The sequence below is a fragment of the Streptomyces sp. NPDC057271 genome (assembly GCF_042668715.1).
GTDB lineage: Bacteria > Actinomycetota > Actinomycetes > Streptomycetales > Streptomycetaceae > Streptomyces.
In genome coordinates this window covers 25,858-41,741 of the sequence record NZ_JBHUYJ010000012.1, presented here as the reverse complement: position 1 = coordinate 41,741, position 15,884 = coordinate 25,858, and the positions used below count along the sequence as shown (strand labels likewise).

At 72.3% G+C, this 15,884-nt stretch carries 15 protein-coding genes; 7 read left to right on the top strand and 8 right to left on the bottom strand.

The genetic code is table 11. The features are described from left to right. Positions 1–32 precede the first annotated feature (32 nt). Genes ACFUJR_RS08690 through ACFUJR_RS08670 form a run of 5 tightly spaced genes read left to right on the top strand, consistent with a single transcriptional unit; the run spans position 33 to position 5,808 of the window. The gene (locus ACFUJR_RS08690) at positions 33–2,981 is read left to right on the top strand and encodes a nitrate- and nitrite sensing domain-containing protein (RefSeq protein WP_383174684.1); all 2,949 of its coding nucleotides are present in this window, start codon (positions 33–35) and stop codon (positions 2,979–2,981) included. After that, positions 2,978–3,460: a roadblock/LC7 domain-containing protein gene (locus ACFUJR_RS08685; protein WP_383174670.1), complete on the top strand. Its 483-nt coding sequence runs from the start codon at positions 2,978–2,980 to the stop codon at positions 3,458–3,460. The genes ACFUJR_RS08690 and ACFUJR_RS08685 overlap by 4 nt, the downstream gene beginning before the upstream one ends. Next, positions 3,457–3,876 (top strand): DUF742 domain-containing protein, encoded by a 420-nt coding sequence (locus tag ACFUJR_RS08680; protein WP_383174673.1) that lies wholly within the window; start codon positions 3,457–3,459, stop codon positions 3,874–3,876. Before ACFUJR_RS08685 ends, ACFUJR_RS08680 begins: the two co-directional genes overlap by 4 nt. Further along, entirely contained in the window at positions 3,857–4,522 is a 666-nt protein-coding gene (locus tag ACFUJR_RS08675; RefSeq protein WP_383174676.1) for an ATP/GTP-binding protein, read from the top strand. The genes ACFUJR_RS08680 and ACFUJR_RS08675 overlap by 20 nt, the downstream gene beginning before the upstream one ends. Before the next feature lie 26 nt (positions 4,523–4,548). Continuing rightward, positions 4,549–5,808 (top strand): styrene monooxygenase/indole monooxygenase family protein, encoded by a 1,260-nt coding sequence (locus ACFUJR_RS08670; protein WP_383174679.1) that lies wholly within the window; start codon positions 4,549–4,551, stop codon positions 5,806–5,808. Positions 5,809–5,863: 55 nt separating this feature from the next. Here the strand turns inward: ACFUJR_RS08670 and ACFUJR_RS08665 are convergent, their stop codons facing one another. The 6 genes from ACFUJR_RS08665 to ACFUJR_RS08640 all read right to left on the bottom strand — a co-directional run bounded on the left by ACFUJR_RS08665 (position 5,864) and on the right by ACFUJR_RS08640 (position 10,746). Continuing rightward, the gene (locus ACFUJR_RS08665; RefSeq protein ID WP_383174198.1) at positions 5,864–6,403 is read right to left on the bottom strand and encodes an RICIN domain-containing protein; all 540 of its coding nucleotides are present in this window, start codon (positions 6,401–6,403) and stop codon (positions 5,864–5,866) included. 177 nt (positions 6,404–6,580) lie between these two features. Then, the gene (locus ACFUJR_RS08660; protein WP_383174195.1) at positions 6,581–7,249 is read right to left on the bottom strand and encodes a histone deacetylase; all 669 of its coding nucleotides are present in this window, start codon (positions 7,247–7,249) and stop codon (positions 6,581–6,583) included. Positions 7,250–7,358: 109 nt separating this feature from the next. After that, positions 7,359–8,657: an NlpC/P60 family protein gene (locus ACFUJR_RS08655; RefSeq protein WP_383174192.1), complete on the bottom strand. Its 1,299-nt coding sequence runs from the start codon at positions 8,655–8,657 to the stop codon at positions 7,359–7,361. Positions 8,658–8,734: 77 nt separating this feature from the next. Further along, a complete protein-coding gene (locus ACFUJR_RS08650) occupies positions 8,735–9,004 on the bottom strand; it encodes a hypothetical protein (RefSeq protein WP_383174189.1) in 270 nt (89 codons plus the stop codon). A gap of 10 nt (positions 9,005–9,014) precedes the next feature. Further along, entirely contained in the window at positions 9,015–9,737 is a 723-nt protein-coding gene (locus ACFUJR_RS08645; protein WP_383174186.1) for a TetR/AcrR family transcriptional regulator, read from the bottom strand. 73 nt (positions 9,738–9,810) lie between these two features. Next, the gene (locus ACFUJR_RS08640; protein ID WP_383174183.1) at positions 9,811–10,746 is read right to left on the bottom strand and encodes a diiron oxygenase; all 936 of its coding nucleotides are present in this window, start codon (positions 10,744–10,746) and stop codon (positions 9,811–9,813) included. 172 nt (positions 10,747–10,918) lie between these two features. On the opposite strand from ACFUJR_RS08640, the gene ACFUJR_RS08635 reads away from it, so the two are divergent. After that, on the top strand, positions 10,919–12,067 hold the full coding sequence (locus ACFUJR_RS08635) for a ferritin-like domain-containing protein (protein WP_383174180.1): 1,149 nt from the start codon (positions 10,919–10,921) through the stop codon (positions 12,065–12,067). Between the two features lie 68 nt (positions 12,068–12,135). Beyond that, entirely contained in the window at positions 12,136–12,960 is an 825-nt protein-coding gene (locus ACFUJR_RS08630) for a hypothetical protein (protein WP_383174178.1), read from the top strand. A 28-nt stretch (positions 12,961–12,988) separates the two neighbouring features. Here ACFUJR_RS08630 and ACFUJR_RS08625 read toward each other — a convergent pair whose 3' ends face one another. Continuing rightward, positions 12,989–14,458 (bottom strand): penicillin-binding transpeptidase domain-containing protein, encoded by a 1,470-nt coding sequence (locus ACFUJR_RS08625; RefSeq protein ID WP_383174175.1) that lies wholly within the window; start codon positions 14,456–14,458, stop codon positions 12,989–12,991. Beyond that, a complete protein-coding gene (locus ACFUJR_RS08620) occupies positions 14,455–15,834 on the bottom strand; it encodes an FtsW/RodA/SpoVE family cell cycle protein (protein WP_383174171.1) in 1,380 nt (459 codons plus the stop codon). The genes ACFUJR_RS08625 and ACFUJR_RS08620 overlap by 4 nt, the downstream gene beginning before the upstream one ends. Positions 15,835–15,884 lie beyond the last annotated feature (50 nt).

Below are 15,884 nucleotides of genomic sequence, written 5' to 3'. Positions count from 1 at the left end.
CATGGGCGGACGAGTCGAGAATGCGAGCACCGGTGCAGAAGAAGCGGCCTCGGAGCAACAACGGCAGCCGGAGCCAGGCCCCCGGTGACCCGCTGAGCACGGGCGACGCCACGGGCCCCGCCGTCGTACCCGCGCAGGCGGGCACGGGCCCCGCCGCCGTGCCCCCGCAGGCGAAGCCGGGCCGCTCCAAGCGCGTCCGCAACCGCCTCGTCGCCGGTGTGGCCCTCGTCGGCGTCACCGTCCTCGCCGCCGGCGCCCCAGCGGTCCTCACCGCCTCCGGTGCACTGAGCGACTCCCAGAGCCTGGTCACCCTCGCCGAACTCGACCGCCAGGCCGTCACCCTCGCGCACTCCCTCGCCGACGAGCGCGACGAGGTCGTCGCGTACATCGCCGCGGGCCGCGACGAGCAGAAGGGCGACACCGACGAGAAGCGGCAGGTCACCAGCGCCCGGTCCACCCGCGTCGACCGCCAGATAGACGAGATCCGGCCGGCCGCCCCCGCCGAACTGCGCCGCGACCTCGCCGGCCTGCCCTCCATCCGCCGTACCGCGCTCACCGGCAAGGGCACCGCCCTGGAGGCCCACAAGGCGTACACGGACGTCATCGCCAAGCTCCAGGCGCTCGCCGAAGAGCTGGCCGAACAGACCCCGGCCCGCGCCGCCCAGGACACCAGGGCGCCCGCCGCCCTCGGTCGCGCCGTCGAGCAGGCGTCCGCCACGCGCGGACTGCTCCTCGCCGCCCTGGCCGTGCCCCAGCCCGAGTCCAGCGGTGTCGCCTACGACCCGATCACCGGCACGTACGTCCCCGTCAAGGCGGAGGGCGCCGACGAGGCCGAGCGGATCCGCAACGCCCTCACGGCCGCCGCCCAGCAGGCCCGGGTCCGCGAACTGGCCACCCTCGCCGACTTCGACCAGGCCGCCTCCAGCACCGGACGCGACTCCCTCGCCGCCACCGTCACCGGCCCCGACGTCAAGAACGCCGAGCGGCTCCTGGCCCGGCTCACCGACCAGCCGGAGCTCAGCAAGTCCGAGCGCAAGACCGACCCGGAGAAGCTGGAGGCCGCGCTCTCCGCCCGTGTCGAGCAGATGCGCGGCGTCGAGTCGGCCCTCGCCGCCACCCGGGTGGAGCGCCTCTCCCAGCTCCGCGACGACGACGTCACGGCGCTCGAAGTGCGCATCGCCTTCCTCGGCGGCTGCCTCCTGGTCGCGATCGGCATCTCCACCTACGTCGCCCGCACCCTCACCCGCCCGCTCGCCGTGCTGCGCATCGGCGCCGCGCGCCTCGCCGCCGCCCCGGAGCCGGAGACCGAGGAGCCGGTCCGCTTCACCGGCCGCAACGACGAGTTCGCCCAGGTCGTACGGTCCCTCAACACGCTCCACGGCAAGCTCGCCGACCTCGGCCGGCGCACCGCGCGGCTCGACAGCGAGCGTGCCGACCTCACCGGATCCCGTGAGGCCCTCACCGCGGAGCTCGCCGCCCAGCGCGCCGAACTCCAGGGCCACACCGCACTCCTCACCGCCGAGCTCGAACGGCTCCGGCACAGCGTCCACCACACCTTCGTCAACCTCTCGCTGCGCAGCCTCGGCCTGGTGGAGCGCCAGCTCGGCGTGATCGAGAAGCTGGAGGAGCGGGAACAGGACCCGGAACGGCTCGCCACCCTCTTCAAGCTCGACCACATGGCGACCGTGATGCGCCGCCACAGCGAGAACCTCCTCGTCCTCGCAGGCCACGAGCACGTCCACGGCCACCCCGGGCCCGTCCCGCTCGTGGACGTGCTCCGCGCCGCCGTCAGCGAGATCGAGCGGTACGAGCGGGTCGCGATCCAGTCCCTGCCGCCGCACGCCCACATCGCCGGCTTCGCCGCGGACGACCTCAGCCACCTGATCGCCGAACTCCTGGAGAACGCCACCTCCTTCTCGCCGCCCGACACCCAGGTCCAGCTCTCCGGCTGGCTCCTGGAGTCCGGCGAGGTCATGCTCTCCGTCCAGGACGAGGGCATCGGCATGACCGAGTCCCGGCTCGTCGAGCTCAACGCCCGGCTCGCCGAGGCCGACCCGGCCGACGTCGCGGGGGAGGGGCTCGGCATCCGCGTCACCGCCCTGCTCGCCGCGCGTCACGGCGTACGGGTGCAGCTGAGGGAGCAGAAGCAGGGGGGCATCGCGGCCGTCGTCGTCCTGCCGCTGCCGCTGCTCCCGGCGGCCCCGCCGGCCGCGGGCCCGCCGGCCGTCCCGGTCGCGGGCGCGGCCCCCACGCTGAACCTGCCGGGCTCGGTCGCCGAGGCCAACTCCAACACCCTGCCGTCCCGCACGCGCGACCCGCTCGTGGAGGCCGCGGAGCGCGCCTTCGAGGCGGCGGAGGAGGAGACGAACACGGCTGCGGAGGCCGCCGAGAGCACCGGGCCCGCCGGGCGGGCAGAGTCCGCCCAGTCCCCCGCGCCCGCCGGCCACTCCGACTCCGCCGGGCACACCGCGCCCGCCGGCCACTCCGACTCCGCCGGGCACACCGCGCCCGCCGGCCACTCCGAGTCCGCCGCGCCCGCCGGGCACTCCGAGTCGGTCGAGTCCGCCGGGCCGGCGCTCGCCGAGACCACGCTCCAGGTCCGCCTCCCCGACCCCTCCCCGGAGCCCGACGCCCACGAGCGCGCCTCCGAGGAGACCGGGCCCGGCGCACAGCGCCTCACGGACAAGGGCCTGCCCAAGCGCACTCCGAAGATCGTCCAGCAGTCCGACACCTCGCCCACCCCCCGTACGGGCGGAGTGGACGCCGAGGCCCTGCGCCGCCGGCTCGGCGGCTTCCATCAGGGGGCCAAGGAGGGCCGCCGCGACGTGGAGGCCGAGATCGGGGCGGCGACCGCGACCGGAACCGGGGACAGGAGAGCCGAGACCACGGCCGAGATCGAGACCGAGACCGGGAACGCGGCCGTGGACACCGCGCGTACAGAGGAGAAGTCGGGGGACACAGTCGAGGAGGCACGTAGTTGACTGCGACCGGAACATTCGGACTGAGCAGGGAAGCCCGCAATCTGCACTGGCTGCTGGGCAACCTCGTCGAGGAGGTGCCCGGGGTCCGCTCGGTCGCCGTCGTCTCCTCCGACGGACTCCTCCTGCTCTCGTCCGACCCGGCGGCACAGAACGCCGCGCCCGCCGCGGAGCGCCCGACCGGCCCGCGGGGATCAAGCGCCGACCTCGCCACGATCGTCTCCGGCATCGGCAGCCTCACCGTCGGCGCCGCCCGGCTGATGGACGGCGGCGGGGTCAAGCAGACGATGGTGGCGATGGACGAGGGCAGCGTCTTCGTCATGTCCATCAGCGACGGCTCACTGCTCGGCGTGCACGCCGAGCCGGACTGCGACATGAGCGTCGTGGCGTACCACATGGCCCTCTTCGTCGGCCGCGCCGGACACGTACTCACCCCCGAACTCCGCAGTGAGCTGCGCAAATCGATGGAGAGCGCCCAGTGACGTCCGTGCCGTCGGTCTATCACGCCCACAAGCTGCCGGTACGGGGTGAGGGCCGCCGCCCCGCGCGCGTGCGCCCGTACTCCCTCACCGGCGGCCGCACCCGCTTCGGTCACGTCCTGCTCGTCGAGACGTTCGTCGCGGCGCTGGCGGCAGCGCCGGAGCGCAAGGTGCTCACGGACGGCGGCCCCGCCCGCGGGCTCATGCCGGAGATGCGGGCCATCGTCGAGATCTGCCGCCGCATGCGTACCGTCGCTGAGATCTCGGCGCTCCTGAGGATGCCGCTGGGTGTCGTTCGCGTGCTGCTCAGCGACCTGGCCGACCAGGGAAAGATCCGTGTGTACGGGACCGGTCACGGCACCGGCCAGCCCGACCGCGCGCTCCTCGAAAGGGTGCTGAGTGGACTCCGCCGTCTCTGAAGCCGCAGCCCCGGCGTCCGCCGGAATCCCCGCACAGCCCCGACCCGCCGACGTCGCCACGGAGGACGGCGCCCGGGACTGGCAGCTGGACCACACCCGGGCCCCCGTAGCGACCAAGGTCGTCGTCGCGGGCGGGTTCGGCGTCGGCAAGACGACCTTCGTCCGGGCAGTCTCGGAGATCACCCCGCTCCAGACCGAGGCCCTGATGACGCAGGCGAGCGAGGAGACCGACGATCTCTCCGCGACGCCCGAGAAGCTCACCACGACCGTGGCGATGGACTTCGGCCGGATCACCCTCGACGACGACCTCGTCCTGTACGTCTTCGGTACGCCCGGCCAGCAGCGCTTCTGGTTCATGTGGGACGACCTGGTGCGGGGCGCGATCGGCGCGATCGTGCTCGCCGACACCCGTCGGCTGGCCGACTGCTTCACCGCCCTCGACTACTTCGAGAGCTGCGGGCTGCCGTACATCGTCGCCGTCAACCACTTCGAGGGAACCGAGCGGTTCGAGCCCGAGGACGTCCGGGACGCCCTGACGGTGCCCCCGCACGTACCCGTCGTGATCATGGACGCGCGCAAGCGGTACAGCGTCGTCGAGACCCTGCTCGCGATGGTCGGGCACGCGCTCGAATCCTCCCCCGAATAGTCGGACCCGTCGTAAGGACACCCGCCATGCGGAAGATACTCATCGTCGGAGCCGGTCAGTCCGGCCTCCAGCTCGCCCTCGGACTCCAGTCGCAGGGGTACGAGGTCACCCTCATGTCCAACCGCACGGCGGACGAGATCCGGGCCGGCCGGGTCATGTCCACCCAGTGCATGTTCGACACCGCGCTCCAGCACGAGCGCGACCTCGGCATCAACTTCTGGGAGTCCCAGGCTCCCCGGATCGAGGGACTCGGCGTCTCCGTCGCCGGCCCGGAGTCCGGGGGTACCCCCGGCGGTAGCCGGGGGAGGGCCGTCGACTGGGTCGGGAAGCTCGACGGCTACGCCCAGTCCGTCGACCAGCGCGTGAAGATGGCCGGCTGGATGGAGACCTTCGCCCAGCGCGGCGGGCAGCTCGTCATCCACGGCGCGGCAGTCTCCGACCTGGACTTCTTCTCCCGCACGTACGACCTGGTGCTCGTCTCCGCCGGAAAGGGCGAGCTGGTCTCCATGTTCGGGCGGGACGCCGCCCGTTCCCCGTACGGCGAGCCGCAGCGCGCGCTGGCCGTCGCGTACGTCCACGGCCTCGGCCCGCGCCCCGAGCACCCGGACTTCGACGCCGTGCGCTGCAACCTGGTCCCCGGCGTCGGCGAGCTCTTCGTCATGCCGACGCTGACCACCTCGGGCCGCGCGGACATCCTCTTCTGGGAGGGCGTCCCCGGCGGTCCGCTCGACGTCTTCCGGGGCGTCAAGGACCCGGCGGAGCACCTGTCGCTGACCCTGGAGCTGATGGAGAGGTTCACGCCCTGGGAGTACGCGCGCGCGACCAAGGTCGAGCTGACCGACGCCAACGGCACCCTCGCGGGCCGCTACGCCCCGACCGTCCGCAACCCGATCGGCCACCTCCCCGGCGGCGGTCTGGTCCTGGGCGTCGCGGACGTCGTCGTCGCCAACGACCCGATCACCGGCCAGGGCTCGAACTCGGCCTCCAAGTGCGCCGCCACCTACCTCGCGTCGATCGTCGAGCACGGCGACAGGCCGTTCGACGAGGAGTGGATGCAGGCCACGTTCGACCGCTACTGGGACACGGCCCAGCACGTCACCAAGTGGACGAACGCGATGCTCGGCGTCCCGCCGGAGCACGTCCTCAACCTGCTCGGCGCCGCCGGCGGCCTCCAGCCGGTCGCCGACCGCTTCGCGAACGGTTTCAACGACCCGGCCGACTTCGAGAACTTCTTCTACGACCCGGAGAAGGCCGAGGCCTACCTGGCGTCGGTCGCCGGGGCCTGACGGTCGGGTAAAGCCGGGCGGGCGCCGGGCAGGTGCCCGACGCCCGCCCGGGGGGTCACACGGCCCGCATGCTGAAGCCCTGGTTGGCGCCGCCGTGGCAGTCCCACAGCCGCGCGCGAGCGCCCGGCTGCGTGCTCCAGTCGGCTATCTCCAGGCACTTGCGCCAGACGTAGTCGGGGTCCATGTAGAGAACGCCGTCGCCGTGGAACAGCTGGTTGAGGCCGTAGTGACAGTCCCACTGGTTGGCGGTCGCACCGTTGTTGCGTCCCCAGCCGCCGATCTCCAGGCACTTGCCACTGTTGGCGTTCCGGTAGTACCACGCGCCGATGGGCGTGCTGCTGTAGTAGTAGCGCTCCCACTTCTGGTTGGCGCCACCGGTGCAGGGCCACTGGCGGACGGCAGCGCCGTTCGCCTTGCTCCAGTCCGCCACCTCAAGGCACTGGCCGGAGTGGGCCGCGCGGATCTCGACTGCGCCCCCGTAGTGGAGGGTCGGCGCGGCCTGGGCCGGAACAGCCAAGGCGCCGAAGACGAGACCGAGGGATGCGGCAAGAACGAGCAGGCCGCGACGGGCGCGGACGATCGGGTTGAACTTCATGTTCCTCTGCAATCCATAGGGAATCCGGCGAGAGGCCGGAAATCGCCGTTCATGATCGCATAGGTTTTCGACGTAACTGATCTTTCCTGCCGCCCATTTGGGCCGTACGCGGCGCGCGGGTCCGCCGGGTGGGCGGAATCGATTCCTCCGCCTCGCGGCGCCGACGGCGTCGGGTGGTCAGTCGGGGTCGATGAGGGCCAGGACGTCCTCGGTCGTCCAGCGGCCCGCCGCCCCCGGGCAGGTGCCCAGGTAGGCGGCGATCTCGGCGGGCCGCCATGCTCCGGTCTCGTTCAGGCCGGCCGCCAGGTGCTGGACGTAGGGGGCGGACGGCTCGCGCAGGGCCACGTCGGTCATCCGCCACGGCGCGGTCAGCGTGAGGACCGGGACGCCGTCGAGCGTGCCGGGGCACACCAGTGTCTCGTACCGCCCCGGCCCGAGTTCGAAGCGGCCCCGGCTGACGGCCTCGGTCAGGTCCAGGTCGCTCTCCGGCTCCCGGTACATCTCCTGCGCCGCGATGTCGGCGAACTGCCCCGCGGTGATCAGATGGGCCCGCGCCAGCGCCGGACCCCGTGCCGCGGGGTCGTAGAAGCCGCGGCCACCGGTCCAGACGGCCGACTCCGTGGCGAAGTACACCGCACCCGGGAGGACGACCGCCACGGACCGCGCGGGCGGCGTCCGGTCGCGGCAGCCGGGGTGGCTCCGGGCGGAGCCGGGGGGCCGGCCCCCGGTGATGTAGTGGAGCAGCCGCGCGATGTGCATGTTGGAGCCGTACGCGGCGTACCAGACGTGCGGGGGCGGCGCCACCGCACGGGGGAGTCTGGGGGTCGGACGGTGGGGCTCTGGCATGGGCGCTCCTGGACAGGGCCGACGGGCTGGGCGACGGGCGGGGCCGACGGGCGGGGCCGACGGGCAGGCCGACGGGCTGGGCGACGGGCTGGGCGCGTCGCCGACAGGCTCAGGCCGTCCCCTGATCGAACCCCTCGTCGGTGCCGTCCCTGGCTCCGGCGGGGAGATCGGGCGGCGTGTACGACTCCAGGGCCTCGCCGTCCGGGTCGGGACGGACCGCCCCGAGGAGCGGGTTGGCGGCGATGGGGGACACCTTGACCTTGGCGCCCGGTCGGGGGGCCTGCACGACCAGTCCGTGGCCGAGGTAGATCGCCACGTGCGTGGCCTCGGGGAAGTAGACGACCAGGTCGCCGGGGCGCAGCTCGCGCAGCTCCACCCTGGGGAGGGCCCGCCACTGCTCCTGGCTGGTGCGCGGGATCTCCCGGCCGGCGCTCGCCCACGCCCGGGAGGTCAGCCCGGAGCAGTCGTACGACTCCGGTCCCTCGGCGCCCCACACGTACGGCTTGCCGATCTGGCCCACCGCGAACCGCAGGGCCTCGCCGCCCGCCCGGGACGGTGTCCGGTCGCCGTCCAGGACGCCCGAGTCGAGGAGTTCGCGCTGCGCCCCCGCCGTCTGCGTACGCTCCAGGTCGGTCAGTCGGGTGAGCTGGTCCGCGGGGAGCGAGGCGAGCAGCCGCTGGACCTCCGCGAGCCGCTTCCGGACGTCCTCGCGCTGCTTCAGCCGCCGCGCGGTGAGTGTCTGCTGCCGGTCCAGGGCCTTGCGGGAGGCGCTCGCGAGCTCGTCGGCCCTCTTCTCGGCCAGGGTGAGCCGGGACACGGTGGTGGCCCGGTCGCGGGCCGCGCGGTCCATCAGACGCCCCTGGTCAAGGGCGTGCTGGGGGTCGTCGCCGAGCAGCAGGCGCAGATACGAGGAGAACGCCGAGGCCGTGACCCGCCCCTGGTACTGCTCCCTGGCCAGCCGCCCGGCAGCGTTCCGTCCCTGGGCGAGGCGCTCGCGTGCCTCGGTGAGGGCGCCGCTGACCTTCTTGGTGTCGGCGGTCTGGAGGCGCAGGGCCTCGTCCGTGGCGTTGAAGGCCTCGGTGGCCTGCTCGGCACGGCGGTAGAGCGTCCGGAGCCGGCCGAGGAGCGCCACGACGGAGTCGCCGCCGGAGGGCGGGAGTTCGGCGGCGTCGTCGAGGGGGGTGCCGTCGGCCGGATCGGTGCCGCCGGTGGGGTCCTCGGCGCCCTCTGGCTCGGCATCCTCGCCCGGGGGGTTCGCGCGGGTCTCCACCGGAGTCTCCGCGGCCTGTACCGGGGCCTCCACTCCCGCGTCCGGCGGGTCGTCCGCCGTGGCCGCCGGGACCCCCGACAGCGCCGTCGTCGCGGCGAGCACCCCCGTGCAGACCGTGCGCAGCAACCTTCCTGACACGTCATCACCTCCACCGCGATGATGGAGGGACCGTGCGGTCGGATGACCTCACAAAGGGGCGAACCGGAGCAATCGGCTCACCCGTTCGGCTTGGACCAGGGCCACTTCGGCGTTTGCCGCTCGCGGCCCTCGGGGACGTACTCGTAGACCCAGCCGCGCTGGATCCCGAGCCGCTTGGTGTGCCCGGCCGGTTCCCGGCGATAGGCGTGGACCGTCGGGGGGCCGCCGTCCGCGTCCGGTACGGGCACCTCGTACCACTTCGGTGGATGTCCGGTGTGTCCGAGGAGGACGGACAGGACCTGGCCGTCCAGGGGACCGCCGCGGAATGGGGTGTTCTCGCTTCTCACGGGACCAGTCTCATATGAGGTGGGCCGCCCTGCTCACCACGGGGGTCACTCGCCGCGCCAGTGCGCCGACCGGGCCGTCGGCCGTCTCCTGCGCGAGGAGCAGGGAGACGACCGAGGCCGTCTCCTCGTCGCTCGCCGCCGTGGCGGCGAGCAGCGCGACCAGATGGTCGACCAGCCAGTCCCGCAGCTCGCCGGCCGGGGGCTGCTTCCCCTCGTCGAGCCAGATCAGCGAGGCCGCCTCCACCGCGGCGATCCAGGTGCGGACCATCATCCGCAGCCGGGGCCCGGGGAGGTCCACCCCCAGGTGGACGAGGATCTGCTCCGCAGCGGCACGCCGCACCTCGTCCACGATCGCGGTGGTCCGGGAGGTCTCGGCGACGCTGCCGCCCTGGAGGAGGGCGCTGAACCCGGCGTCGTGCTCGTCGACGAAGGCCAGATAGCGGTCGAGGACCCGGCTGAGCCGCTCGGTCGGCGGGCCGGCCTGCGGCTCGGCGAAGCAGAGCTCCAGCTCGTCGGCGGAGGAGCGCAGGGCCGCCTCGTAGAGCTGCTGCTTGCCGCCGGGGAAGTACCGGTAGACGAGCGGTCGCGAGACGCCCGCCGCCTCGGCGACGTCGTCCAGGGAGACCTCGTCGGGCGCCCGGTGCGCGAAGAGATTCAGGGCGGCGGCGAGGAGCTGCACCCGTCGCTCCTCGACGCTGAGCCTGCGGTACGCGGGCGAGGCGGCACTGGTCATGCCTCGCAGGGTAGCTCCGCGTGATGACGCCCGGAGCCGAGGCCCGTGGCCACCGCCCCGCCCGGCCGGCGGCTCACGCCAGCAACCCCGACGACTTCCAGAGCCGCCGGCCGGGGCCGCGCAGCACCCCGATGTCGTCGAGGAAGTCGGTCAGGCGTCGGGCGCCCGACTGCATGACCTCGCGGCGGTGGCCGCTCGCCTTGACCTGGGCGACCGCCTCGCGGCGGTCCAGGCCGACGTTGTCGTACACCGCGGGGTTGACGAAGCAGGTGGAGAACACCCGGGCGGCCTCGCCGCAGCTGAGGCGGGTGAACTCCTGCTCCCAGCGTGGCGCGGTCACCATCTGGCGCCGCAGCTCCTCGCGGGCGTAGCGCACATGCCGGGCCTCCTCGACGACATGGATGCGGGTCACGCCCCGTACCAGCGTCTGGACGCGCTCGTCCGGGAACGTCAGCCGCTGCATCCAGTCCAGGATCTCCTCGCCGAGGAGGGTGGCGGCGAAGGAGCCGGGGGTGGTGGAGACCGTCTTCAGGATGCGGGCGAGGTTGTGGTAGATCCGCGGCACGGGGTAGGCGGGCGCGCCGCCCTTCTGGATCATCCGGGCGAACATCATCGAGTGCCGGCACTCGTCGGCGATCTCGGTCAGGGCGTACCGCACGTGGTCGCTCGTGGGCGACTTGTCGTAGATGTGCCGGACGAGCAGCTGCATCAGGATGATCTCGAACCAGATGCCGAGCGAGGCGAGCGACGCGGCCTCGTGCCGGGCGAGGTCCATCCGCTGTTCCTCGGACATCCGCCGCCACATCGGGGTGTCGTAGAGCGAGACCAGCTCCGGCGGCCAGAACCACTTGCCGTCCTCGAGGGGTGCGGCCCAGTCGAGTTCGGTCTCGGGGTCGAAGGAGTGCTTGAGGGAGGACTCGAGCAGCCGGGCCGCGACCTGTTCCCGGTCGCGGAGCGGGCCGAGGGCGTCCTGGAGGAGGCGGAAGTCCAGTTCGGTCCGAGTGGTCATGACGGTGCGACACCTCGCTGTGCTCGCAGTCGGGTTACCGGCGGTCACTCCTATCAGACTGCCCGTCAGTAAGCCCGTCAATCCCCCGTGCGCGACTTGTTGACTCGATGTCTACCAAGGTGTCAGCCTGCCCGGAGGGCCATCACGTCCACGTGAGAGCAAGGAGACGTCAGTGTCGGCGTACGACCTCTACACGAAGACCATGAAAGCCGCGAACGCCACGGAAGACCCCGTCTGGCAGGTGCCGGCGACCGGTTCGGCTCGCTTCAGCTGGGAGGCCATGTTCGTCGGCCAGAAGAACGGCTCCGGTCGCGAACGCCTCCTCGCCCTGTACCAGAAGGGCAAGGACAAACAGTGGGACGGCTCCAAGCGCATCGCCTGGGAGCTGGAGGTCGACCCGTACGACCCCCTCGGCACGCCCGACGACGTCCTCACCCTCTACGGCACGCGCCACTGGGCGAAGATGACGGAGAAGGACAGGGCGGAACTGCGCCGCCACTACGCCTCGTGGCAGTTCAGTCAGTTCCTCCACGGCGAGCAGGGCGCGATGATCTGCGCCGCGCGGATCGTCGAGTCCGTCCCGGACCTGGACGCCAAGTTCTACTCGGCGACGCAGACCATGGACGAGGCACGGCACGCCGAGGTCTACGGCCGCTTCCTGCACGAGAAGATCGGGATGCTCTACCCGATCAACGACAACCTCCAGGGCCTGCTGGGCGACACCCTCCGCGATTCGCGCTGGGACATGCCGTACCTCGGGATGCAGGTCCTGATCGAGGGCCTGGCCCTTGCCGCGTTCGGCATGATCCGCGACACGACGGACAAGCCGCTCCCGAAGCAGATCCTGGCGTACGTGATGCAGGACGAGGCCCGCCACGTGGCCTTCGGCCGGATGGCGCTGCGCGACTACTACAAGCAGCTGACGGACGCGGAACTGCGCGAGCGCGAGGAGTTCGTGATCGAGGGCTGCTACCTGATGCGGGACCGGCTGCGCGGGGTCGAGGTCCTGGAGAACTTCGGCATCGGGAGGAAGGAGGCGGAGGAGCTCAGCGAACAGAGCGAGTTCCTGCGCCTCTTCCGCAGACTGCTGTTCAGCCGGATCGTGCCCTGCGTGAAGGACATCGGCCTCTGGGGCGAACGACTCCAGAAGGCCTACCTGGACATGGGCGTCTTCGACCTCGGCGACTCGAACCTGGATCTCCTGATGACCCAGGACGAGGAGATCGCGGAGGCCCTGGACCGGGAGCGGTTCGCGACGGAGGAGGCGGAGCGGGTGGCGGAGGTCGAGGAAGCCGTCGCGCAGGGCGCGGCGGAGGGGTAGGGGGCAGAGGGGGGCCCGGGAGGGACCCGGAGGGTGGGATGTCGTACCGGTGACGTAGCGTGCCCGCCATGACCATGCCGCCATCGCCGAGCCAGCCGCCCCACAACCCGTACGGCGGCCCCGTCCCGCCTCCGCAGCAGCCCGGCGCGTACGGGGCTCCGCAGGGGTATCCGGCGCAGGGCGTTCCTCCGCAGGGCTTCCCTCCGCAGTACCAGGGGCCGGGTGCCGGGGCCTGGGGGCAGCCGCCCATGGGGCCCCCGCCGAAGAAGTCGCTCTCGGCGGGGGCGATCGTCGCCATCGTCCTCGGCTCCCTGGTCCTGGTCGGCGGTCTCGGTTACGCGGCGAAGGCCGGGCTCTCGGGAGTCACCGGCTCCTTCCCCGAGGCGACGCACAAGCTGGTCGTCCCCAAGACGCTCCTCGCCGGCGAGTACACGCTGGTCTCCGACCTCTCCGACACCCAGGGCAAGGAGATCGAGGACACCCCCGATCTCACCGTGAAGGACGCCGAGGCGGCGGTCGGCCAGTACACCGGCAAGGACGGGGCAGTCCTCGTCGTCTCGGGTATGCACGGGCGCATCAAGAACGCCGCGGTCACCCGGCGGTCGATCCTCAAGGGCGCCGCCGCTGAGAAGGGCTCCACGCTCGCCGTCCCGCCCAAGGACTTCACCCCCGCCGGGTACGGCGTGACCGTGAGCTGCCAGGTCACCACGTCGAAGGACGCCCTCGCCACGACCACGCTCCCCATGTGCGCCTGGGGCGACGACAACACCGCGGCCGCCGTGGCCCTCGTCACCCCCGGGTCGGCGACCGCCGACCCGAAGGACATCGACCTGGCCGAACTCGCCGAGACCACGGCCAGGGTCCGCGCGGAGATCCGCAAGCCGATCGGCTAGCCGGCCCGCGAGCCGATCGGCTCGCCGGTCAGCCGGCGTCCCGGGGCCGCAGCGCCTCCTCCATCACGGCCCGGGCGATCGGCGCCGCGCTGCCGCCGCCGCTGATCTCCGTACGCCTGGCCTCCGCGTCCTCCACGACGACCGCGACCGCCACCGCGGGCTGGGCCGCGTCCGCCGCCTGCGCCCAGGCGATGAACCAGGCGTACGGAGTGCCCGTGTTGCCCAGGCCGTGCTGGGCCGTGCCGGTCTTGCCGCCGACCGTCGCCCCCGGGATCGCCGCGTTGGTGCCGGTGCCCTCCTCGACGGCCTTGACCATCAGCCGCTGCAGCCGGTTCGCGGTCGAGGGGCGCATCGCCTGGCGGTAGCTGCGGCGGCCCGTCGTGTCGACCGTCGTACCGCCGGCCGTCGTCGTCCGCTCCACCAGATAGGGGTGGGCGATCTCCCCGTTGTTGGCGATCGCCGCCGCCACCAGCGCCATCTGCAAGGGCGTCGCCGTCGTGTCGAACTGGCCGATCGAGGAGAGCGCGAGCTGGTCGTCGCTCATCTTCCGGTCGAAGTTGGACTTGGCGACCCAGGACGGGATCGACAGGCCGGTGTCGTTGAAGCCGAAGTTCTCCACCGCCCGCACCATCCCGGGAAGCCCGACCTCCACCCCGAGCCTGGCCATCACCGTGTTGCACGACCACTGGATCGCGTACGCGAGCGACGCGTTCCCGCACCCCTTCGCCTCGTTCGGCAGCACCTGCCGCGTCCCCGGGAGCACGAACGGGTCCGGGGTGTCCGTCGGCGCGTCGACGTCCGTCACCACACCCGTGTCCAGCGCCGCCGCCGCCGTGACCATCTTGAACGTGGAGCCGGGCGGATACGTCTGCCGGATCGCCCGGTTCAGCATCGGCTGGCTCGGCGAGGTGTTCAGCCGGGCCCAGGCACCCTTGACCGCGGATCCCGTCCCGGACAGCAGCGCCGGATCGTACGAGGGGGAGGTGACCAGGGCCAGGATCCGCCCGCTCGACGGCTCGATGGCCGCCACCGCGCCCCGCTTCCCGGCGAGTCCCCGGTACGCGGCCTCCTGCATAGACGCCCGGACCGTCGTCACCACGTCGCCGCCGGGTTGCCGCCCCCGGGCCGCGTCGTTCCAGAACGGCAGCGGGGCGAGCAACGGACTCGTGCCGGCCAGGATGTCGTCCTCGGCGTGCTCGACGAGGGTCGTGCCGTACGTCTGCGAGGCGTAGCCGGTCACCGGCGCGTACAACGGCCCCTGCTTGTAGGTACGTTCGTAGCGGAGCTGCTGGCCGCTGTCCCGCGAGCCGGTCACCGGCCGGCCCTCGACCACGATCTCGCCCCGCGGCTCGCCCCAGCGGATGATCGTGGCGCGCCGGTTGGCCGGGTTCTCGTTCAGTTCGTCGGACCGGACGACCATCACCCGCGCCGCGTTGACGAGCAGCGCCACCAGCAGGAGCAGGCAGAGCGCGGCAGCGCGCCGGATGTACGGGATCACCGGGCGTCCTCCACCACCGGCGCGACGACACCGGGCTCGACCGTGTCGGGAAGCGGTGCGCGGGCCGAGTCGCTGACCCGGATCAGCAGCGCCACGATGATCCAGTTGGTGACGACGGACGAGCCGCCCTGAGCCAGGAACGGCATGGCCATGCCGGTGAGCGGGATCAGGCCCATCACCCCGCCGGCGATGACGAAGACCTGGAGCGCCAGGATAGAGGCGAGACCGATCGCGAGCAGCCGCCCGAAGGGGTCGCGCAGGGCGAGCCCGGCCCGGAACCCGCGGGCGACGAGCAGCGCGTACAGCAGGAACAGGGCGGTCAGCCCGGCCAGTCCGAGCTCCTCGCCCGCCGTCGCCAGGATGAAGTCGGACTTGGCGGCGAAGCCGATCAGGATGGAGTGCCCGAGGCCGAGCCCCGTGCCGAGCATCCCGCCCGCGGCGAAGGAGAACAGGGACTGCGCGAGCTGGCTCGGCCCGTCCCCCGCCTCGATGGAGGCGTAGGGGTTCAGCCAGTCCTCGACGCGGCTGTGGACGTGGGGTTCGAGCGAGCCGACCGCGAACGCCCCGACGCCCGCCAGGAGCAACCCGACCGCGATCCAGCCGGTCCGGCCCGTCGCCACGTACAGCATGATCACGAAGAGTCCGAAGAAGAGCAGCGACGTGCCGAGGTCCCGCTCCAGGACCAGCACGCCCACGCTCAGCACCCAGATCGCCACGATCGGCCCGAGCACCCGGCCGGTGGGGAGCTGGAGCCGCCAGATCCTGCGGCCGGTGTACGCCAGCGCGTTGCGGTTGGCGGCCAGGTAGGCGGCGAAGAAGACCGCGAGCAGGATCTTGGCGAACTCGCCCGGCTGGAAGGAGAGTCCGCCGATCCGGATCCAGATCTTGGCCCCGTTCACCGCCGGGAAGAGGATCGGCACGAGCATCAGGACCAGGGCGCTGGCCATCGACAGATACGCGTACCGCTGCAGCACCCGGTGGTCGCGCAGCAGCACCACGACGGCGCCGAAGAGCGCGACGCCGAGCGCCGACCAGACCAGCTGGGTGAAGGCCGCCTGGTCGTTCGGCGTCTCCAGGTCCAGCCGGTAGATCAGCACCAGACCGAGGCCGTTGAGGAGAACACCGATGGGCAGCAGCAGCGGATCCGCGTACGGGGCGCGGAACCGTACGGCGAGATGGGCGAGGAGCGCGAGCGCGCCCAGACCGGCTCCGTAGCGCAGGGCGTCCGGCGGGACGGCGTCGTTCCTGGCCAGGCCGACGCCCGCATAGCCCATGACGGAGATGAGGACGGCGCAGACGAGGAGGGAGAGTTCCACGCCGCGGCGCTTCGGGATGCGGAGCGCGGGCGGGGGAGCGTCCGCCGTCGTTGCGGTCATGGTCCGCAACGTAGCAAGCGATATGGCTTATATCCCTTATGTGTGACGGT